Here is a 21,740-nt window from a genome sequence, read left to right as displayed (position 1 = left end):
GGGCAATGGATTTACCCCAGCAATCGTTCCAGAGAATTAGTAGTGAGCAAAAATGCAGGAGCACCCTAACTACCAGGATATCGTTCTGGTCGGCGGCGGCCACGCCCATGCCATAGTGTTGCAAATGTGGGCTATGAATCCGTTGCCGGGCGCGCGCCTGACGCTGGTTTCACCGCAGATCCAAACCGCTTATTCAGGCATGTTGCCGGGGATGGTGGCGGGCCACTACTCACTGGATGATACGCATATTGACTTGGCGCGCCTGTGTCGCGCTGCCGGTGCCCGGTTTATTCAGGCCTGTGCCCACCATGTCGACGTGAAAACCCGCACGGTCTCCTTACTCGGGCGCCCCCCACTGGAGTACGACCTGCTCTCCCTGGATGTCGGCGCCACCCCAGTGCGGGAACTGCCGGGCTCTGAGCTGGCCATCCCCATTAAACCCATCGGGCACTTCTACAACTTCTGGCAAAAGCTACAAAAGCACGTACAAAAAAACCGAACGCCCCTGCGCCTCGGAATTATTGGGGGCGGTGCCGGCGGCTGCGAGCTAGCCATGGCCATGGCTCACAGCCTAGAGGAACAGCTCTATTCTGGGCGTGTGCAAATTCACCTGATCCACGCCGCCGACGAAATCCCCCAGGGCTACCCATTCCTCGCACGAAAATTAGTAGCGCGAGAACTCCGTAGCCTCGGGGTAGAGGTACACCACAACTGGACCGTGGCGGAAATTAACGAACAGGGCGTGCGTAACAACAGCGGCGATTTATTGGGCCTGGATCAGGTGCTGCTCACCACCAATGCCTGTGCCCCTCCCTGGCTAGCGGACTCACAGCTTGCGCTGGACGGCAAAGGCTTCGTTCTAGTAGACAGCAAACTGCGCGCCCAGGGTCATCAGGAAATCTTTGCCGCCGGCGATGTAGCCAGCTTTTCCGCAGGGCCGCTGCCCAAGGCCGGTGTCTACGCGGTGCGTCAGGGGCCAGTGCTCTTCCATAACCTGCGCGCGACACTCACCGGGCGCCCACTGAAGCGCTATCGCCCACAGAAGCGCTTTCTCAGCCTGCTGTCCTGTGGAGGCAGGCGTGCTGTAGCGGTGCGCAATGGAGTTGCCGCAGTGGGCGCGCCACTTTGGCGCTGGAAGGACCATATCGACCGCAGCTTTATGCACCGTTTTAGCGATCTGCCCGTCACCATGGAAGAGATGCCGACCGCGCAACCCCGCGAGATACTGAGCCAACGCGAAGGTATTTCTCTGGCCAGCATGCGCTGTAATGGCTGCGGCGCCAAAGTGGGCCCGGAGGTATTGCGCCGCGCCCTGGCCAAACTGCCCGCGCAGCAATCCGATTATCTGTTGCGCGGTCTCGGGGATGATGCCGCCGTAATGGACCTACCTGCCTCTCAGTTATTGGTGCAAAGTTCCGATCAACTGCGTGCCCCAGTAGCCGATCCTTGGCTGTTTGGAAGACTCGCTGCCCTGCACGCACTCTCCGATCTATTTGCCATGCATGCGCGCCCTGTGAGTGCGCAGGTATTGGCCACCCTGCCCACCGCAGCAGAGGAAATTACCCAGCGGGATTTACAACAACTACTCGCTGGTGTGATTTACGAACTCAATCGCCATCACTGTGTTCTATCCGGCGGACACACCGCCGAGGGCGCGGAACTGCAGTTGGGCCTCACCGTAAATGGCTTGGCTGAGCGGGAGCAATTATTGGAAAAGCGTGGAGCTCGTCATGGGGACTGCCTGATATTGAGTAAACCTCTGGGCATTGGCACCATTCTCGCCGCCGAGGGGATGGGGGAAGCCAAAGGGCGCTGGCTGCAGAAGGCTCTGGAAACCATGCTGCACAGTAATGCAGCCGCCGCCGGAATATTCGCCCAGCACGGCGCTCACGCCCTCACCGATGTCACCGGCTTCGGCCTGCTCGGTCACTTGCTGGAAATGCTGAAACCCGATGGACTCGGCGCCACGCTGATCGCCGAGCCACTGCCGATGATTCCCGGTGCCCGCCAGTGCATTGTGCGCGGCTGGCTCTCCAGCCTGCAGCCGCAAAATGCCAGCGCCTACGCTTATGTGGAAAACCCGCGGGAATGGCAATCGCTGCCGCACTGGGCATTGCTCACAGATCCACAAACCTGTGGTGGCCTGCTCGCCGCAGTGCCTGCAGACAAGGCTGAGCCCTGTGTGCGCGCGCTACTGCAGAGTGGCTGCAGCCAAGCTGCCATCATCGGTGTGATCAGCAGTAACGAGAATCCACAACCAAAGGTAAGCCTGCGCAGAGATGGCCACTGGCGGCAGTTACTTACCCGCGATAACGAAGCGGAACACAGCCAAGTGTGATAACCCCGCTTTTCCTCCAATTTTCATCGCCACTGGTTAGGGCCTGTTGATACTAATTGCTATCACTGCCAATGCAGGGGATACTGACGCCAAAACAAGCGCCAGCAGCCAAGTATTGCGGCGATAGGTCTTCACAGATCGGGGAGTCGGCTTATTAGCAATCGACAGGAAGACCACCCACCATGAAAAAAATTGTGATCGTCGGCGGCGGCGCCAGTGGACTACACCTGGCCACGCGGCTCGGGCACTATTTCAGCCTTACTCCAATCCTGGGGAAAAGACGCAATTCCCCCGCAGCACAAGTCACTCTGGTCGATAAAAATCGCACCCATATCTGGAAACCCCTGCTTCATCAGGTTGCCGCCGGCGCACTGGACGCCAATATGGACGCCCTCAACTACCAGGTTCACGCTCGCGCCAATGGCTATGAGTTTCAACTCGGCGCCCTGCAGTCCCTCGATAGAAAGCGCCGTGTAGTCACCCTGGGTGCAGTGCTGGATGACGAGGGCAATGAACTGGTACCCCCCCGCGAGCTTGAATACGACTATTTAGTGCTCTGTATTGGGAGCAAGTGCAATGACTTCCACACCCACGGTGTGCGCGACCATTGCGTTTTTCTCGACAGCAGTGAGCAGGCACAGAAATTCCACCAGCAGCTTCTCAATCACTTTTTGCGCTTGGAGACCCACACTAATAAAAATTTGCAGATCGCCATAGTCGGTGGCGGAGCTACCGGGGTAGAGCTATCGGCAGAATTAGTCGGTGCCAGCAAGCAAATGGGCAACTATGGGCGAATCAGTGCCGACGCTATTGATATCACTGTCATTGAGGCTGGGCCGCACCTGTTGCCGGCCCTTCCGGCCCGCTTGGGCAATAACGCCGAACGCGAACTGAGTAAAATGGGTGTGCGCGTACTCACGGGTTGCAGTATCGCCAGTGCCAGTGACTCAGGTCTCACCACCGGCGATGGCAGGGAAATTCCCGCAGCCATTCGCGTCTGGGCCGCAGGGGTCAAAGCGCCGGAATTCCTCAACCGCCTCGACGGGCTCGCCACCAATCGCCTCAACCAGATAGAAGTGAAAACCACTTTACAGAGCCAAAGTGATCCACATATTTTTGCCATGGGAGACTGTGCCAGTTGCATCGATGGTGACGAGCAACGGGTACCGCCACGCGCCCAAGCGGCACAACAGATGGCCAAGCTCACCGCCACCAACCTGATCGCTCTGATTGAAGACAAGCCATTAGGACATTTTTACTATCGGGATCGCGGTTCACTGGTCTCCCTGAGTAAATACACTGCGGTGGGAAATTTGATGGGCACCCTGGTAAAAGGCAGCCTCACCATTGAAGGGCGAATTGCCGGACTTGCCTACCGCTCCCTCTATCGCATGCACTTGGCGGCTATCCATGGTTGGCCAAAAGCCATGCTGCTCTATTTGATTGGTCAAGCCAACCGCGCGGTGAGCCCCCGTCTAAAATTGCATTGATAAAAAATAATTAAATTCATAAAACTGGCGGTCTATTCGGGTCGCCTGTACTTGTTGATCTGCAAGCATTTACAAACTGTTTCAGGTGTTTACCCTAATTCAACTATTTTGAGCTTTCATACTTCAGATAAAATATTTTCCCCGTAAACTAGCCAGTAAATATTTATCTTTTAATCACCACAGATTAGCGAATTTTTTTCTATGCAATATCAACGTATCGTGGTGCTGACCGGTGCCGGTATCTCAGCGGAATCCGGTATCCGCACTTTTCGTGGGGCCGATGGCTTGTGGGAAAATCAGCGTATTGAAGATGTTGCCACTCCCGAAGCCTTTGAACGCAACCCTCAACTGGTACAGCGCTTTTATAACGAGCGCCGCCAACAGCTGCTCTATGGTGATATAGCTCCCAACCCGGCCCATCGAGCCTTAGCCGAACTGGAAAAAGAATTTTCCGGAGACTTTTTATTAGTTACCCAAAATATCGACGATCTGCACGAACGCGCTGGCAGCAGCAACCTGATCCACATGCACGGTGAACTACGTAAAGCGCGCTGCAGTATCAGCGGCCAGCTATTTTCCTTACAAGGGGAATTACAGGTTACGGATCGTTGCGAATGCTGTGGACTGTCCGGCACCTTGCGCCCCCATGTGGTTTGGTTTGGGGAAATGCCATTGCAGATGGAGACTATTTACGCAGCTTTGAGTCAGTGTGACCTATTTATCAGCATCGGTACCTCCGGCAATGTTTACCCGGCAGCCGGTTTTGTGGAGTGCGCTAACCTGGCGGGTGCGCACAGTGTGGAATTAAATTTGGAACCCAGTAGTGTGGGTGATGCCTTTGCCGAGCACCGCTATGGACCTGCCTCGAAGATTGTCGGCAGTTTTGTACAGGAGCTGCTCGGCTAGGAAGAATATCCGTTGAGAACTACTGGGTTTCCGAGTGCTCGGCCATTTTGTTTTCTCTACTGTCCTCACCGTAACGTTGTAGCAGGGTGGTCACCTGTCCGCGATCACGGATAACGATATAGAGTCGATCGTATTCATCCGATTCCCTGATCGGCGCACCCTGCTCCCCTCCGAGCAGCGCCACCATCTCCGGGGTAGTATTACTATGCCCCACCACTAAGATACGATCACCAGCCAGCTCCAGCTCCATAGCAAACTCTTTTAGTTTGCGATAATCATAGCTTTTAATCGTTAAGCCCCGCTGCTCGGCCAGTGGACGGGCGGTTTCCTTGGTGCGAATAAAATCGGTGCTGTACACCGCATCAATTTCCACACCCTCGAGTATCCGAGCCAATTGTTCAGCACGCGCTTTTCCGGCCGCAGCGAGTTGCGGATCTCTGCCAGCATCGGGCCCCCGCTGTTTTTCCCCGTGGCGCACCAGATAAATCACCTGGCTACTGGTATTTGATGGTGTGGCTTCCGCCCAGGCATTGAGCCCAATCAGGGGTGTAAAGCAGAAAACTAGCAGGCCAATAATTCGAGTAAACACAGAAAAACTCTCTCAATCCAACTATTGGCCGGAGGTTATGCAAAAGATATTAGAGAAAGTAAACCCGTATTCGATGAAATACAGGAAAATGCGTTTAATTTTTTAAGAAGTGTAAAGATAACCGTGGCGAGAAGTATCCAGCACCGGTATTACCGGTACTGGATAGGGAGCCAGAGAGGAGTTAGATCTTCCACTCTTTAACGGTTTCCAGACCGTACTCATCGATCCACTGGCTCAGCGCTTTAGGGTTGCGCTTTTTCTTTTCAACAGTGGCACCGGTATAAGGGTTGCGGTAGTGACCGGTTTCCAGCTTAGGCTCGGCAGACTTGCTCGCAGCGGCAGCACGGCGGCCGCGACGGGGGGTATCACCCTCTTTTTTCAGGTGACGGGCCACACGAGACTTAAGAGTCTGTACGTAGTCTGGAGCGTCTTCATCATTCAGCTGGTCTACCAGCCACTCAACGACCTGACGGCCACGTGCAACGAAGAATTCCTCTTCTTCCATGTGGTATTCAGCGGCCAGGTTAACCAGCGCCTTATCAAAAGCAATAACGCCATCTTTTTTGCGCTCTGCCTGAGCCATTTGCTCTTGCAGTTCTTCTATTCTTGCCTGGTGTTCGGCAATTTGTTGTTCGAGTTGTTCGTATTCCTGGAACATTCAATAAACCTCAACGACGGTTATTAAAAATACAGAGTAAACACTGTGACGGAAACCGACACAGAGTCGAGCCCGGTTATTCGAAATATCAAAATTGTTAACAGCACCACTAGCCGATTGCAGGCGGTTAAGTGATGTTATATTCGGCATATTACGAATTAGCCGAATGCAAAAACGAGATATCGTTGCACCGGTCGACTCCAGTGCTAGATATGTTCGGCAAATACATTATTTAAAGCTAGCCGATTTCAGCCATCTCCGGTATTGAACCCGAAACACTGATTATATTTCTCGGCTGAGGTCGCGAATAATAATCTTTCGCCAACAAATATCAACTGTTTACGCCCTATCATTTGAATATAATAGGATTCTTCGCTCTTATCGCTAACAAAGTGTAACAAAGGCGGGGATATCTGCCTCAACAAAAGGATATTCAAACACTCCTGTTTTGGCTATATTGTATCCGCAGTCACCAGTTGCAAATTATTGCATAGACTTTTGTTATAGCACCCATTGCAAAAAACCATTGGATAACCATTGTAAGCTATGTCCAATACCCACAATATCCATCATATGCCCACTCTAGCGGCACTGATGACACCTTTTCCCTACCATATTGATATCGATGCCACGGTCGAGGAAGCCTTAGCGCTAATGGAAGAGCACAAGGTGCGCCATCTACCGGTGACCCGCGCCGGTGATCTGGAGACGGTTATCTCCAAAGGGGATATCGAAAGGGCCAATGCACCGGGACATCGTTTGGAAGAGCAGCAACTCTATGTCCACGACTTGTGCGCGCGCCGCCCTTTTATTGCCGATATCCACGATCCATTGGATAAGATTCTCATGGCCATGGCGGATACCGGTATCGGCTCGGTGCTGGTCATGCGCGAGGGAGAGCTGGTGGGTATCGTCACAGTGACCGATATCCTGCGCTTTTGCGGCAACTACCTTGCGGAGCTGGCGCAACCGGTGGACGACTCCATCGCCTGAGTTCAGAGGGGCCATACCCACAGCAGCATAGGGATACTCACAACCACTACCAGTATCTCCAGGGGCAGGCCCATGCGCCAATAGTCGCCAAAGTCAAAACCGCCCGGCCCCAGGATTAGGGTATTGTTCTGGTGCCCCACCGGCGTGAGAAAGGCACAGGATGCACCGATCGCCACCGCCATTAAAAAGCTATCTGGATTCACCGCCAACTGCTCGGCGGTACTGATGGCAATTGAGCACATCACCGCCGCAGTAGCCACATTGTTCATAAAGTCCGACAGGGTCATGGTGATGATTAATATCAAAGCCAGAGCCACTACCGAGCTACCCTGAGCCAGGTTATCCAGCAGTACTTGTGCCACCAGATCCGCCGCGCCTGTCCTCTCTATGACCTCAGCCACAGAGATCAGAGTGCCCAATAAGACAATCACCGATCCATCCAGAGCCTCGTAAATATTGCGCAATGGCACAACTTTCAGCGCCATAAAAGCCAGTACACAGGTGGCGAATGAGACTGCTGCAGGCACCAAACCAAAGGCCGCCCCCGCCACTCCCAACGCCATGGCAATCAGGGCGATTGCGGCCTTCTCTTTATTGGGCATGCCGATATCCCGTTGGGCCAAAGGCACACAGCCCTGATCCCGTGCAAAGTTGCTGAGGTTGTCATCGGGGCCCATCATCAACAGGGCATCGCCCGCTTGCAGCGGTGTTGAGCGCAGCCGCCGTACAGAACGACGCCCCCGCCGGGACAGGGCGAGCAGGTTGATCTGATAGCGGGTCGAAAGGTGCACAAACTGAATCGAGCGCCCCACCAGGAATGAATCGGGCATCACTACCAGCTCGCGAAGCTGCATTTCCTCGCCAGCGGGTACGCCCTTATCTTTATCCTGATCTTTTTTCCGCCCATCAGTATCCTCCAGTGGTTTTGCGCCGCCGAGCTGTACAACAACCTTTTTGTCCTTTTCCGTCTCAGTGCCGCCTACCATTTTCAGCCCCAGCCTGGATAAACTGGCAGCCAGGGATTCGGGCTCGGCCTCAATCACCAGAATGTCCCCGCTTTGCACCCGCTGCCAGGGAGCGACCGCTGCTACCCTGGCATCGCTTTGCACCAACCCAACCACCTGTGCATCCTCGGCACTCAGCACCTTGCCAATTTCTCCCAGGCTCTTACCCACAGCCGCACTCTTTTCCCCAACCAGTGCCTCAGTTAGGTAGGTTCCTGTTTCAAAACTGGCCGCACCCGTCTGGCCACGACCGGGCACCAGGCGCCAACCCAGCAGGCCGATAAACAACAGTCCCACCAGAGTCACCACTAAACCCACCGGTGTGAAATCGAACATGCCGTAACTACCAGCCCCCGCGCTATCGCGGAAACCAGAGACCACCAAGTTTGGCGGCGTGCCGATCAAGGTGGTCATGCCACCGAGAATGGTTGCGAAAGACAACGGCATCAACACCTTACCCGGGGCCAAGCCCTGTTTTTCCGCCATATCCGCCGCCACCGGCATCAACAGCGCCAAAGCCCCTACATTGTTCATAAAGCCGGATAAGAGAGCACCGAGCCCGGTAAGCAATAACATGGATATTGTGATGTTGCCGCTGCGCGGTACTACCCGCTGAGCCAGGGCCCCCATAGCGCCAGTATTCTGCAGGCCGCGACTGAGAATCAGCACACAGGCCACGGTAACCACGGCGGGATGACCAAATCCAGCAAAGGCTTTTTCAGGAGGGATTAATCCGAAGAAAACACAAGCGAGCAGGGAGGACAGCGCCACCATATCGTGGCGCCAAGGCCCCCAGATAAACAGCACTATCGTAATCGCGAGAATGATTAAAATCAGCAGCTGATCGAGGGTCATATAGAGGAGCGCCTAATGCAATTCATAGGGAAATTCCCACAGGGCGACTTATTCAGGGTATACAAGGATTAAGGCTAAAGAGGAAAAATGGCGCCAGAACACTGGATTCTATTGAGAGGTATTTGTGCCGAAATTTACTTCTTCTGCCTTTGTCAGCGAAGTAAATCGTTCGGAATAGAAATAGCGAGAAAGAGTTCCAATCGCACATCCCTGTGCGGTTTGGGGCCAGCGTTGCTGTCCTAATTAAGCTAAGGTGAAGGTCACCGCCCGCTCCTCAAGGGGGTAAAACTGGGTGCCCACCTTGATACATACCCGCATAGTACTGCAGGAAAACCAACCTCGATATCCCGTTACCTGGAGGCTCCCGTGCGTTATAGCCATCCTCTGCAACAGGCGCTGGGCCCAAGGTCTCAGATTTTCGCCGTCATAGCCCGAACCACAGGCACACACATGAAGATTTACGAAATTGGCGGGTAGTCCCTCTTTAATCAGGGTGCTCGCCAATTCTGTTGGCGTGTAAGTTTTCCATTCCCCCCCAGTCCACTTCGGCGTTCCATTTACATACACTTTTTTCTGTACATTTTTTCCCACAGATCGCTCAGCACCGATCATTTGACCATCCGGCGCCCCCGTTCCGTGTGTAACGATATAAAGAGTATCCTCTGGCCTCAATTTACTGAGGCATTTATCGACCCAACGATACATCGCTTTCCCAATACCAGAAGTTACTTTATTCGCAAGTATCTGGTTTACTGGGATATTCCAGGCCCCAGCCAAACTCTTTGCGTACTCCTGCATTTCATCGCTATTAATGGGAATATAAATATAACTTTTTGCCATTATAAAACTTCCCTGGGTCACTGATGTTTCTAAAGGCAGTTAAACCCGTAGTAATCAATCATTGGTATAAATGATTGTCTCTGATTAACCTGCCATTGATCTCAGCCCCAGCTTTAATCAACCTTGATAATAATTAGGACTTTTGGGTATCCCCTTAAGCCTTCTTTAAGTTAGCCATATAAATACCGCTAAAAGCCAATGAAATTTGCAAAACGGAGTTGTCATAACACGACACAAACTGAGGTTATTGATGATTTATCTTTTATAGCTGAGGGTTTTGGAGCTCCAAACTCAATAAATAAACAATTTCCATTAACGATAATAACTATTTAAGAGTACCCTCAGGAAATTGGTAAATTGCTTAAAGATTAAGAGGAGCTTTAGTCTTTATTGTTAAAGCCCACAGTAGAGAAGAGCACTGGAAATGAGCCACGATTTAATCGCAAGCGACTGGAAACTTTTTATTTTTTGATTTAAAGCTCTAAAAGCGTCGCCCCCAAAAAGGGAATGCCTGATTTTAACGAGCTTAAAATTTACCCCTTAGTACCACGCTACCACTTCCATCGAGAATTCAAGCAAATCCTGGTTAGTTCTTGCTAACCTACCGGCATGACCGGAAACGCCTACCAAAAGGCTTTGTTCAAATCGTACCGACTCACTCCCAACTCCACATCCAAACTTATGGTTAAGAAAGCATCAAGGCGCGTTACAATTTGAGGACCAAACCTGCAATGGACAGGTCTGGGTACTTTACTCTCACCGCTTCAGAATTTGTGGAGACTCTCATTGCGGCACAATACTGCGAATTACCGGGCCCTTTTCCTCAACGATATTCCTCTACTGGATGTGCGTGCGCCGGTGGAATTCCAACGTGGAGCCTTTCCCTGTGCGGAAAATCATCCGCTATTGGATGACCAGCAGCGTGAGTTGATAGGTACCGAGTACAAGCAACAGGGTCAGCAAGCGGCTATCGATTTGGGCTGGAAGCTGGCCACTCCGGAAGTGGTTGAGCAAAGGCTGCAAAATTGGACTGCATTTATACATCGCCACCCCCAAGGTTATCTCTACTGTTTTCGGGGCGGCCTGCGCTCGCGCACTACACAAAAATTATTGCGGGAGATGGGAAGTGATTACCCATTGATTGAAGGTGGCTACAAAGCCATGCGCACTTACCTGCTCAACGAGCTGGACAACCTCAGCCAAAAGCTGCCGCTAGTCGTAATTGCCGGTCATACTGGCAGTGGCAAGACAGAACTGATCCAGGGCAGTGAACGTGCACTCAATCTGGAGGGAATTGCCCGACACCGCGGCTCCAGTTTTGGCCGCACGGGTTGTGAACAGCCATCTCAAATCGATTTTGAAAACCAAGTAAGCATCGATTTACTCAAACTTTCCCAAGCAACCGGACCTGTTTTTATTGAAGATGAAAGCCGGCTTATTGGTCGCTGCGCCCTACCCCCGATACTGCAAAGTGCCATGAAAGAAGCCCCCAGAGTCCTGGTGGAAGAACCACTGGAACAGCGGGCGCGGCGTATTGTGTGCAGTTATGTGAGCGAGTCCCTGCCGCGCTTTAAAGCTACAGAAAAACCCGCGGTTGCCCTTGGCGAAGATCTGCGTAACAGCCTGAGTAAAATTCGTAAACGTCTCGGTGGATTGCGCTATCAGATGTTGGATGCACAACTCGCCGATGCCAACCGGGAGTTACAGCACAGTGGTGACAGTGAGGTCTATATCCCGCTCGTTATGACACTGTTGCGGGAATATTACGATGGCAGTTACAACTACCTGATGGAAAAACGCGATAGCACCATCCTGTTTCGCGGAAGTTTCTCCGAAGTGAAAGAGTGGCTGCAACAAGCGAGTGCAACTGCTAGTTAGTAACTATTAAGTTTCAGTTAGTAATTCTTAAAACTAAGTCGGTATTTTGCCGTGGTGTATTGCGCTATAAAACATGTTTGTCCAAGTGGTAAAAACTGAAGCTACGACCCAGCGGCCTGTAAAAATTAATTAAACCTTGTGGGCCAAACGGTGCAACTTAAAGCGACGCAATAAAATCCAGTCTCGCAATTTATGCGGTAACCAGCGCGCAAGCCAGGGCAACAGGCGGCTGCGATTGCCGATACGGACCAGTGTGCGCGGCCGTTTACGTAGTAGTTCACGTACTAACTTACGTGCCAGGGAACTGGCCAGGGTGGCATTTTGTTGAGATTCCTGTGCGCGGGCGCGTACCACCTCTTCCTGGCGCTTATACATTGAATCTGGGGGCAAGAGACCGCGCAGTGATACTTCCGCGTGGCGGCCGAACTCCGAGGCAATAGCCCCAGGTTGTACCGTCATAACGCGAATCCCAAAAGGTTTTAGTTCCAGGCGCAAGACTTCCGAGAGCGTGTGCAAGGCCGCTTTGGAAGCGCAGTAAGCTCCGGAGAAAGGAGTAGCCAAAACACCGGATACGGAACCGATATTACAAATTACAGCCCCCTTGCCCGAGCGCATCAACGGCACACTGGCGCGCGCCAGTGCCAGCGGGGCAAATACATTGGTGCGAAACTGATTTTCCAGGGAGCGGGTATCCAGCTCCATCAGCGGGCCCATCTGCCCGTAACCGGCGTTGTTGATCAATATATCCAGACGACCGTAGGCGGCCTTGAGGGCGTGTAGCACCCGGTTAATATCTGCCTGGCTATTAACATCCAGAGCTTCGGTGGCGATACCCAGATCCGCCAATTCCTGCAGACTTTCCGGGCGCCGCGCGGTGGCGATAACAATTGTGCCGCGGCGGTGCAAAGCCAGGGCCAGCTCGCGGCCAATACCACTGGAACAGCCGGTAATCAGTGCGACTCTGTCGGGCGCCACATAGCCCCGGCCAATTTGCGCAAGGCTCTCTGCGGCAAAGCTATCAGGAGATTTTCGGAAACTGGATACTGGCGGTTTGTTCACGGGGACTGCTCCGTTTACTGGTTCGAACCCTCCGACACGACCTGAGGTTGCTCAATCAAGCCAATAATATTGCCGTAAGGATCGAGAAAACTCGCCATTAGTACGCCCTCGCCAACATCCACCACATCGCTGTGTTGTCGCGCACCCATGGCTCCAAGACGCTCGACTTGCGCGGCCATATCCGCAACCGCCCAGTAGGCGATCACCCCGTCCGCACGGCTGATCGCGCTGCGCGCATCCGGATTCAGGCCCAGTTCACAATGGCCGAGATGGAAACCCACATAGCAATCGCTATCGAAATAGGGCTCCTTCTGCAGCAGCTGCGAATACCAGGCGCGGGCCTCCGCAATATCTGTTACACCGTAAATAACTGTATGCAAGCCGAGAAACTGCTCCATTGAGACACCCTGTTGTTTAATTTTTATCCGCTGGGTGGGGCACTATGGCGCAGCTTATTGCAGCTCCTGCTCCAGTTGCTCCAGCAGGTCGATGGGTTCCAGCTCCACACCGTCCAGCTCATCGTTCCAGTTCAGCCCCACCAGCAGTACATCCTCGTGCATACCGGTGAGCCAGTCATCCATAAATTCTTCCAGGTCGATAGCTACCGCCTGGTAATCCGCCCAATCGCCCTCACAGTGTGCCTGGGCAAATTCCCGCTGGGACCAAAAGGGCATCACCTCGGTCTGTGGGCGCTTTTCGGATTCGCACAACGCAAAGCCCTCTTCCCCCTGCAGCGCCCAGACGCAGCCCTGTTCAGCGGCCTCCGGTAAAAAGCGTGCGCAGTTTTCTTCAAAATCGTCAGTTAAGGGTTCGCTTTGCATAACATCTTCGCTTAATAAGTTTGCCAGCAGTTTACGCCAGTTTGCCCCCCGCACCAACGCAAAGGCCACGGCTCTGGCATCAGGCAAAACTGCTTTACTTCCATCCCCCAGGACTTTTTAAATGACATACAGGGACGGAATAAAATTGAATAAATGTTTTAGGAATCCAGCTCAAATACCGCCATAGATTCCACATGGGACGTCTGCGGAAACATATCCATAACACAGGCCTGCCTAAGACGGTAACCCAGCTGAACCAATTCCCCGGCATCCCGCGCCAGAGTCGCCGGGTTACAGGACACGTAAACAATTTTCTGCGCCTTGAAACGGGCGATACCACGCACCGCCTGCAAGGCGCCATCGCGCGGAGGGTCCAACAAAATTTTATCGAAGCCACCGCTGGCCCAGGCCTTTTTCACCATTTCCTCATTCAGGTCGGCAGTGTGAAAGCGCACGTTGTTCAGCCCGTTCAATGCGGCATTTTCCTTGCCTCTTTGGGTGAGAGCGCCAACACCCTCGATACCGATAACCTCCCCGGCGCGGCGTGCCAGTGGCAGGGTGAAATTTCCCAATCCGCAGAAAAGATCCAACACCCGCTCGCCGAGTTGCGGGTCCAGTAACTGCACAGCACGGCTCACCATCTGCCGGTTAACCTCGAAATTCACCTGGAAGAAATCCATCGGCTGGAAGTGCAGGCTCAAGTCAAATTCCGGCAGACTATAACTGAGGCAATTCTCACCATTCTCTGGCCACAGAAGCTGTATCGAAGCCGCATCACCAGGTTGTATATACATGTGTATACCTGATGATTTAGAGAAACCCAGCCAGCGCTGCCGATCCCCTTCCGACAAGGGCTGTAGGTGGCGCAATACCAAGGCCGCCACATCATCACCGACCGCCACTTCCAACTGGGAAAAGTGCGCGCGCCCCTCGCTCTCCGCCACCAGTTGCTTTAACGCAGGAATATGTTGAGCGATAGAAGGGTGCAAAACATGGCACTCATCGATATCGGTCAAATCGTTGCTGCGCTTTTCGCGAAAACCAAAAACGAGTTTTTTACCTTTTGCCGATTTCACCAGTCGAATACCGATACGTGCTTTACGCCGATAGCCATAAGGTTCGGCCAGCAGAGGAGGCAAAATTTCCTCGGGTTCAATACCGCCAAAACGGGCCAGCTGATCCAACAAAATTTTTTGTTTTTCGACAATTTGCGCATCGTCCTGCAGGTGTTGCAGGGAGCAGCCCCCGCACAGGGACACATGGGGGCAGCGCGGTTCACAGCGCAGTGGCGAAGCCTGAATTATCTCACTGGCAACACCTTCATCGAAGCGAGCCCGATGAGCGCTATAACGAAAACGCACCTCTTCACCAGGCAGGGCGTTATCGATAAATACTGTTTTTTTCCCCACACGGGCGAGACCGCGCATATCGTGGCTGAATTTTTCCACACAGGCTTCTGCCTGGGTGGGCAAAGGTTTTTTTACCTTCTTACGCGGAGTGATAAAACGCGGTTTTCTGCTCATAGGAAATTACTGAATATTCAAAACTTCTGAAATCAATGGGACCTGTCGGTAAATTCTATACCGTGAGGCGGTGGCCGTTATCACGCAGCCAGCGGCGCAGCTCTTTATAGCGGGGGCAAACACTCTGCACCAGCAGCCAAAAATCGCGGCCGTGATTATGGTGACGCAAATGACTGACCTCATGGGCCACCAGATAATCCACCACCGGTTCCGGTGCCAGGCACACCAACCAGTTGTATTGCAGGTCTCCACGAATACTGCAGTGCCCCCACTTACTCTTGGTGCGGCGAATTCGCAGTGTGGAAAACTGTAAGTCCAATTGTTCGGCCAAGCGCTGGGACTTCTCTGTTAACAGGGCCAACGCCTCGCGCTGGTAGAGGCGCTGTAGGGCACCCTGTAATTGCTGCGCTGTGGGTGCGGGCGATAACGTGTAGAGACGAACAGCCTCTTCGGTGATTGCCGCACCACCTCGATTAGCCGCCCGCTCCAGGAGGCGCATTTTACCCAGCCAGGGAAAGTGTTCGCCAAACTCAAAGCGATATTGCGGCACCTGCGCCGCACGCTGGTTGGCAGCGAGCAATTGAGCGCGTACCCACTGGATATTTTCCTGTAAAAACTGATGGCCGTGACGGGCGGCGCAGCGCTGTGGAATACGCACCTCCACGCCAGATTGGGCCAATACTAGGCCCAGGCGCTTGCGTCTTGCCGAGCGCACCAGGCGGTAGGGAATATCCTCAAAAAAATATTCCCGCACTTCACTCATTAAAATCGCCCCAATAAAACTCGACGAAAATTACCCAGCGGCATGAGCCACAACCGCCATGGTAATCCGGGAAATACAGCTCAGCTTGCCATTGGGGGCGTAAATCAGAATTTCCCATACCTGGCTGGTGCGCCCGATATGTACCGGCTTGGCCCGTCCGGTAACTTCACCCTCCGGCACAGGACGTAGATGATTGGCATTAATCTCCTGGCCAACACAGTAAAACTTACTGGTATCCACCAACAGATTGGCACCGATAGATCCCAGGGTTTCCGCCAACACCACGTTGGCTCCACCATGTAGAATGCCGAATGGCTGGCGGGTGCGATGATCCACCGGCAGCTTGCCCTCCAGGTAATCCTCACCAATTGCGGTAATCTCCAGGCCCAGATAACCGGGCATACACTGGGCGGTGCCCCGGTTAATCTCTTCCAGGGTGGGAGTAACGTGCCAAATTGCCATGGGAATAACTCTCTTGAAAATCCAAACTGGGACCGGGGGAAATGGCTGAATTGACTAGCCATATCAACCCACTAAATTCACCAGTAAAAAAAACCAGATGAAAAAAAGCCGCGCGGATAAAAACCCGGTGTGAAATAGTCTGGGCCGAAAAGCCCGTAGCGGTGTAGTTCTAAATCCAACATGCGCAACTCCCATTCGAGCCGGCTGTGCTGGAAATAGAGCGCACGCCTCTGGTTGTCACTATCGCTGTGCCTAAGGGCATGATGTAGGGAGTAAAGCTCTCGCTCTAAATTATCCCGGCGCCACAATAAATCGCGATACTGCTGTGCTACGCGATAGTGGGCGAGGCCACGCTGATAACTCTTTAAAAAAATATCCGCGGTGGGACCGGTGCATACGCCCTCATATTTTCGCCCCTGGCGCCCCTGGGCATAGCCATTCTCAGCGGTACAAAATTGTTCCACGCCTTCTTCGTGGCCCCGCAACCAGGCCTCGCTGTCCACATAGATTTCGTAACTTTGGCATTCCTTGGCGATATCCTGCACCAGCGCCTGGGAACGCCCGCGGGCGCCGTCTTGTAGACCGCGCTCGTACCAGAGCCCATTGCGGCAATCCGCCTCGGAAATAACAGCGCAACCACTAATGGCAGTGGCCAGAATCAACATGAAAACACTCAGCTTTACGGGCATGGGAAGGGGCTCCCGATGGATTATTGTTTTGCCATTTCCACCAATTAGCCGAAACGTTTATCGGCGACGAACGGGTTGGTCTGACGCTCCTGGCCAAAAGTGGACATAGGGCCGTGACCGGGTACAAAGCGCACATCATCGCCCAGTGGCCACAAGCGCTCGGTAATCGAGCGGATCAAGGTGTCGTGATCCCCCTGGGGAAAATCGGTGCGGCCAATAGAACCGGCAAACAACACATCGCCTACCAGTGCCAACTTGCTCGGGCGATGGAAAAAGATCACATGTCCTGGGGTGTGGCCTGGGCAGTGATGCACTTCCAGTTCCTGGTCGCCGACAGTCACGGTATCGCCCTGCTGCAACCAGCGATCGGGGGTGAACACCTCCACTGAGGGAAAACCGAACATCTGCGCCTGCACCGGCAATTGCTCGATCCAGAAACCATCGCCCTCGTGGGGCCCCTCAATCGGCAACTGTAATTGTTTGGAGAGCGCCGCAGTGCCACCCACATGATCCAGGTGACCGTGGGTAAGCAGGATTTTCTCAATGTTGAGCCCGCGCTCTTGCGCCGCCGCCAGAATTTTGTCCAGGTCGCCACCCGGATCCACCACTGCGGCACGCTTGCTATCTTCGCACCAGAGCAAGGTGCAATTCTGCTGAAAAGGAGTGACCGGGACCGAGTGAAATTGCAGCGACATGGTAAAACCCATCCTTATTCGGGAGTAGTAGCTAGTGCCGCAATTATACCGCGACTGCCCGCCGAGATCGCTGTGCGGATGCGCCTGCCTTTGGTTTGGTGTTTTGCAGAAGAGCGCGCAGGTCTTTGCCCAGCTGCTCCCACACCAATTCATTGCACCAGTTACCCTCCGGTGGCAGTAGCTGCGGACCGGCCAGGGCATCGTGTGGATCGAACAGTGGCCTTGTCGCGTAATCCCGAAATACCGCTTGGTTGTAACTGGGACTGAGAGGTTTTAGGGGCCAGCCGAGCAGGTCATCCGGATGATAGAAATTTTTCCAGCGGAATTGATACCCGCGAGAGGTCGTAGCCACCGCCTGGATCTGATCCCGCTGCTTGGCCCCAAACCACAGCGGCGTGCCGGCCCCGAGGGTATACCAATGGCTGAGCGTTTTCAGGCGCAAAAAGCGTTCCCGTGCGGAGCCCTTGCGCACCTCGGCTGGCCCGCCATCGCGCCAGACACCGTGGTTTACACTGGGCCGCTGGGCATCCCACAAATAGTTGGACAAGCTAATACAGCTGGCCGAATGACTGATAAGCAACACCGGAGCGCAATCGCCAGCGGCGGCTGCGGCCTTTTGCAAGGTTTGATAAATGGCTGTCTGAGTTCTCTCATAGAGACCACCGCGACTATGGATATCCCCCAATTGCGCCGAGTTCTCAGCCAGGGCGTCAAGCAGGAATTTACGCGCGCGCAGACTATCCACCTCGCATTTGCGCATATCCTCAAATACTCGCTGGGTATTACCTGGCAGTGTTTCCACAGTAGGAAAAGTATCACAATGAAGGCGCGACCAGTCTTCACCCAGGGTTTCCCTGAGCATGGAAAACAACGGCTTTACACAACTCCTGTGTGCGTCACCTATAGCCGGCGCTGCCAAAACCACAATATCGGCCATAACTCCCTCTTTTTTTATTATTGTTGTCGCAGCCGCATCTACTTCCCTGACGGCATCAGTTATTCACCAAATTTTTTTCGAAAATAACTCTGTTTTTTCATAATCCAGTGATCCAAGAATCCCCCACTGCGTACAAACGTTCGTGTATTACGGCAACGAATGTCAGCCGGGAAAGCAGATAACGCTGTCGGGTAGCTCTACGCCGGTCTAGGTGAACACAGGGATGTGTTCCTGGCACCGGACACCGCAAGCCAAAAACTGGCCGCAGGATCTCTTTCTGATTATTTTGTCTCTTTGGGCTGGATCGGTAAGACTGATTGGATCCGCCGATCAATATACCGTCATAAGCAAAGCCACTTCTAGTATTAGCCAAAGAGAATCCAGCAAGTCGTCCTATCCTCGGCGCAAATCTGTCACAAAAGCGCTCCGCTAGTGCATAATATCCCTGTATAAAAATCAGACATTTAAAACAATCCTGCCCGCAGCGATGCTTTTAACTTCCAAATACAGCCTGCCGGACTGCCCCGAGCATACCCTGGTGCGCCCGCGCTTACTGGCACTGCTCGACGACAGCCACAGCGACCAGCTGCTGCTTGTGACGGCACCGGCGGGCTACGGTAAAACCACGCTGGTCACTTCCTGGGCCTCGGCGCAGGAAAATCCAATGGCCTGGTATACCCTTGATGCCAGCGACAATGAACCGAACCAGTTTTGTCGCTATCTGGTGGAAAGCGTGCATCGCGCTACCGGCAAAGGCGTACCGCAAACCTGTCGCTTATTGGCGGCGCCACAAAGTCCGGATCCAACAACTGTCATCAGTCATCTGCTGGGTGAACTGCGCAGCTTGCCCAGCGAACTGCGCATAGTGCTCGACGACTACCACCATATCGACAATCAGGCGGTGCACAGCGTCACTCGCTTCCTGTTGCGCCACGCACCGCCAGGCGTCGGGGTCCTTCTCACCAGCCGTAGCCAGCCGCCCCTGGGGCTGGCCACCCTGCGCGTACAAGGCCGCCTATTAGAGCTGGGCAGCGATCAACTGGCCCTGAATACCGAAGAGATCGCACGTCTGCTGAAGCAGCGCTTGCCATTTAATCTCGATGGCGACCGCGCCGCTCAACTGCACCACCTGAGCGAGGGTTGGCCACCAGCGGTACAACTGTTCGCCCTGTCGGTGCGCGATCGCCAAGAAGTAGACCGCTACCTGACGGAACTGGAACAGGGCCACAGCCATATCCTCGACTATCTGGCCGAAGAAGTGCTGGAAAGGCTGGAGCCAGAGCTGCGCGAATTACTCGCTCGCACCTCGATCCTCACCCGTGTCAATGCCCAGCTGGCGGAGCGCCTGAGTGGCCGCAGCGATGGCCAACAACTGCTGGAAGAGGCGGCGCGGCGCGGACTCTTCCTGCAGGCACAGGACTCCAGCCGCCAGTGGTTCCGCTTCCACCCGGTATTCGCCCGCTTCCTGCAGCGCCAGCTCACCAATCGGGAGCAGCTGTTGCACCTGCACGCTCTCGCTTGTGATTCCTGGCAGGAAATGGAACAGCCGGTGGAAGCCCTGCGCCATGCCCTCGCTGGCAGTGACCGCGAGCGCCTGTGTCAGCTGCTCGATAGCCAGGGAGAAATACTGCTGCGCGGCGGGCAGTCGCGCTTGTTGCGTGATTGCCTGGAATGGCTCGGCAGTGAGGCGTTGCAGCAGAGTGCGCGCTTCACCCTGCTCTCGGCAAAAATGGCGCGGGAGAATTTTGAATACGACCAGTGCGAGAAAATGCTCGCCACCGCCGAGAGCTGGCTGCAGCGGCAGGATCCACAGCAATGGCGTCAGTTTGAAGGGGCTTTCGCCACCATGCGCGCCCAGGTGGCCATCGCTCGCGGCCAGACCCTGCAGGCCAAAGAGTATGCCGAAGAGGCCCTAGGGCTTTTACAGCCCGACCAACTAGGTGAGCGGATTTCTGCACTGCTTGTCACCGGTGAGACCAGTTTTTGCCTGGGCGCATTAGAGCCCGCCGCAACCCATATGTTGGAGGTGGAAGCCCTGGCCATCGCCGAGGGAGATATTCCCAGCGCCGCCTGGGCCATCTGCCAACAGAGTGAGATCGCCTTCGCCCAGGGGCTTCTACAAAAATCTGCCTCACTGCAGAAGAAGGTGTCCAACCTGGTGCAGAAACACCACCTCTCCACCCTGCCCATCGCCGAGTTTGTCTGCCGCCTGCTCGGGCAGCTGCAGTGGGAAAAGGGGGATTTGGAGAGCGCCGAGCACTCGGCCCGGCGGGGAATGCAGATCAACCGCAAAGTGGGTGAACACTGGCTACTGCCGGAATACACGCTGTTGCTAAAACTCGCCCAGGCACGTGGAGAAAAAGAGGAGTCGCTGGAGTGGCTGGCCCGCATCGACCGCTTACTCTCAGATGGGCGCTACCACCGCGACTGGGTTGCCAATGCCGATGCCGCGCGTATTCGCACCTGGCGCGCCCTGGACAACCAACAAGCCATTGCCAGCTGGTTGGAGCAAGCTGCGCCAGTTGCAGACAGGCCCAGTAATCACTTTGAACAGTGTCACGGCCGCAACCATGTGCGCGCACTGATCGAACTGCACCGCTGGTCCGACGCCAATCGCCTGCTGAGCCGCCTGCAACAGATCGCGGAAGAGTGTCATTTAGTCACCGATCGCCTGCGCAATCGTGTGCTGGAGTCCCACCTGTTGTGGCTGCGCGAACAGCACGGTGAAGCCGTGGAGGCCATTAGCGAGGCGCTACTGCTGGCCGCAGGCAGAGGATTTCGCGCCAGCTTTCTACAAATTGGCAAACCCCTGATTGTGATTCTCAAGGCTGCGCTGGAACGGGGCTTGGATGAAGCGTCCACCGACAAGGCCCAAGTACTGATTAAACTCGCCCAGCAGCAACCTGAGTTGGACGGTGGCATTCGTATTGAGCTGGACGACACTATTATTCGCGAGATTCTCGCCAGCGACGCGGTACCGGATTTTCTGCGTCACTCACCACTCACTCCAAGGGAGTGGCAGGTTTTAAACGCTATTCATTCAGGCCTTTCGAACGAGCGTATCGCCAGGCATTTCAAAGTGGCGCCGAGTACCATCAAAACCCACATCCGCAGCCTCTACCAAAAGCTGGATGTCAAAGACCGTCAGGAAGCGATTACCCTAGCCGAACAAATGCTGCGCTCGGTGCAGGACCGCCCATAGGAGTAACTGCGAGTCGGGGCACTGGGATGTGCGCAAAG

The 21,740-nt window shown here is 54.2% G+C and carries 19 protein-coding genes; 6 read left to right on the top strand and 13 right to left on the bottom strand.

What is annotated here, in order from left to right; all coding sequences use genetic code 11:
* Positions 1–52: 52 nt before the first annotated feature.
* The 3 genes from selD to cobB all read left to right on the top strand — a co-directional run bounded on the left by selD (position 53) and on the right by cobB (position 4,734).
* Positions 53–2,338, top strand: coding sequence for a selenide, water dikinase SelD (gene selD, locus ACXAFI_RS01515; protein WP_475107398.1), 2,286 nt, complete (start codon positions 53–55; stop codon positions 2,336–2,338).
* 182 nt (positions 2,339–2,520) lie between these two features.
* Complete coding sequence (locus ACXAFI_RS01510; protein ID WP_475107397.1) at positions 2,521–3,828, top strand: NAD(P)/FAD-dependent oxidoreductase; 1,308 nt, start codon at positions 2,521–2,523, stop codon at positions 3,826–3,828.
* A 201-nt stretch (positions 3,829–4,029) separates the two neighbouring features.
* Positions 4,030–4,734, top strand: coding sequence for a Sir2 family NAD+-dependent deacetylase (gene cobB / locus ACXAFI_RS01505; protein ID WP_475107396.1), 705 nt, complete (start codon positions 4,030–4,032; stop codon positions 4,732–4,734).
* Positions 4,735–4,753: 19 nt separating this feature from the next.
* Here cobB and ACXAFI_RS01500 read toward each other — a convergent pair whose 3' ends face one another.
* Together ACXAFI_RS01500 and ACXAFI_RS01495 are read right to left on the bottom strand one after the other, a co-directional pair.
* Positions 4,754–5,323 carry a SixA phosphatase family protein gene (locus ACXAFI_RS01500; protein ID WP_475107395.1) on the bottom strand — a complete coding sequence of 190 codons (570 nt, stop codon included), beginning with the start codon at positions 5,321–5,323 and terminating at the stop codon, positions 4,754–4,756.
* Positions 5,324–5,504: 181 nt separating this feature from the next.
* Positions 5,505–5,981 carry a DNA binding protein gene (locus ACXAFI_RS01495; protein WP_152455050.1) on the bottom strand — a complete coding sequence of 159 codons (477 nt, stop codon included), beginning with the start codon at positions 5,979–5,981 and terminating at the stop codon, positions 5,505–5,507.
* Positions 5,982–6,527: 546 nt separating this feature from the next.
* Here ACXAFI_RS01495 and ACXAFI_RS01490 point away from each other — a divergent pair.
* The gene (locus tag ACXAFI_RS01490; protein ID WP_444920154.1) at positions 6,528–6,974 is read left to right on the top strand and encodes a CBS domain-containing protein; all 447 of its coding nucleotides are present in this window, start codon (positions 6,528–6,530) and stop codon (positions 6,972–6,974) included.
* A 2-nt stretch (positions 6,975–6,976) separates the two neighbouring features.
* Here the strand turns inward: ACXAFI_RS01490 and ACXAFI_RS01485 are convergent, their stop codons facing one another.
* Positions 6,977–8,833: an SLC13 family permease gene (locus ACXAFI_RS01485; protein WP_475107394.1), complete on the bottom strand. Its 1,857-nt coding sequence runs from the start codon at positions 8,831–8,833 to the stop codon at positions 6,977–6,979.
* 243 nt (positions 8,834–9,076) lie between these two features.
* On the bottom strand, positions 9,077–9,673 hold the full coding sequence (locus ACXAFI_RS01480) for a hypothetical protein (protein ID WP_475107393.1): 597 nt from the start codon (positions 9,671–9,673) through the stop codon (positions 9,077–9,079).
* A 786-nt stretch (positions 9,674–10,459) separates the two neighbouring features.
* Here ACXAFI_RS01480 and mnmH point away from each other — a divergent pair.
* Positions 10,460–11,551 (top strand): tRNA 2-selenouridine(34) synthase MnmH, encoded by a 1,092-nt coding sequence (gene mnmH / locus ACXAFI_RS01475; RefSeq protein WP_475107392.1) that lies wholly within the window; start codon positions 10,460–10,462, stop codon positions 11,549–11,551.
* A 129-nt stretch (positions 11,552–11,680) separates the two neighbouring features.
* Here mnmH and ACXAFI_RS01470 read toward each other — a convergent pair whose 3' ends face one another.
* From ACXAFI_RS01470 to ACXAFI_RS01430, 9 genes are all read right to left on the bottom strand, one after another.
* Entirely contained in the window at positions 11,681–12,610 is a 930-nt protein-coding gene (locus ACXAFI_RS01470; RefSeq protein WP_475107391.1) for an SDR family oxidoreductase, read from the bottom strand.
* A 14-nt stretch (positions 12,611–12,624) separates the two neighbouring features.
* A complete protein-coding gene (locus ACXAFI_RS01465) occupies positions 12,625–13,008 on the bottom strand; it encodes a VOC family protein (RefSeq protein WP_444920159.1) in 384 nt (127 codons plus the stop codon).
* Positions 13,009–13,062: 54 nt separating this feature from the next.
* Positions 13,063–13,518 carry a DUF2750 domain-containing protein gene (locus ACXAFI_RS01460; protein ID WP_444920160.1) on the bottom strand — a complete coding sequence of 152 codons (456 nt, stop codon included), beginning with the start codon at positions 13,516–13,518 and terminating at the stop codon, positions 13,063–13,065.
* Between the two features lie 71 nt (positions 13,519–13,589).
* Positions 13,590–14,954 carry a 23S rRNA (uracil(1939)-C(5))-methyltransferase RlmD gene (gene rlmD / locus ACXAFI_RS01455; RefSeq protein ID WP_475107390.1) on the bottom strand — a complete coding sequence of 455 codons (1,365 nt, stop codon included), beginning with the start codon at positions 14,952–14,954 and terminating at the stop codon, positions 13,590–13,592.
* Positions 14,955–15,009: 55 nt separating this feature from the next.
* The gene (locus ACXAFI_RS01450; protein WP_475107389.1) at positions 15,010–15,717 is read right to left on the bottom strand and encodes a M48 family metallopeptidase; all 708 of its coding nucleotides are present in this window, start codon (positions 15,715–15,717) and stop codon (positions 15,010–15,012) included.
* Between the two features lie 30 nt (positions 15,718–15,747).
* On the bottom strand, positions 15,748–16,179 hold the full coding sequence (locus ACXAFI_RS01445) for a hotdog fold thioesterase (RefSeq protein ID WP_152455066.1): 432 nt from the start codon (positions 16,177–16,179) through the stop codon (positions 15,748–15,750).
* Positions 16,180–16,256: 77 nt separating this feature from the next.
* Positions 16,257–16,868 (bottom strand): DUF2799 domain-containing protein, encoded by a 612-nt coding sequence (locus ACXAFI_RS01440; protein WP_475107388.1) that lies wholly within the window; start codon positions 16,866–16,868, stop codon positions 16,257–16,259.
* A gap of 44 nt (positions 16,869–16,912) precedes the next feature.
* The gene (locus tag ACXAFI_RS01435; protein WP_152455070.1) at positions 16,913–17,563 is read right to left on the bottom strand and encodes an MBL fold metallo-hydrolase; all 651 of its coding nucleotides are present in this window, start codon (positions 17,561–17,563) and stop codon (positions 16,913–16,915) included.
* A 43-nt stretch (positions 17,564–17,606) separates the two neighbouring features.
* Positions 17,607–18,500, bottom strand: a complete 894-nt coding sequence (locus tag ACXAFI_RS01430; protein WP_475107387.1) for a hypothetical protein — start codon at positions 18,498–18,500, stop codon at positions 17,607–17,609.
* A 487-nt stretch (positions 18,501–18,987) separates the two neighbouring features.
* On the opposite strand from ACXAFI_RS01430, the gene malT reads away from it, so the two are divergent.
* Positions 18,988–21,702 (top strand): HTH-type transcriptional regulator MalT, encoded by a 2,715-nt coding sequence (malT, locus tag ACXAFI_RS01425; RefSeq protein WP_475107386.1) that lies wholly within the window; start codon positions 18,988–18,990, stop codon positions 21,700–21,702.
* Positions 21,703–21,740 lie beyond the last annotated feature (38 nt).

Source organism: Microbulbifer sp. ABH2_005 (assembly GCF_056160005.1).
Note: the sequence above shows the minus strand (reverse complement) of the source record. Positions and strands in the feature narration are given on the sequence as shown.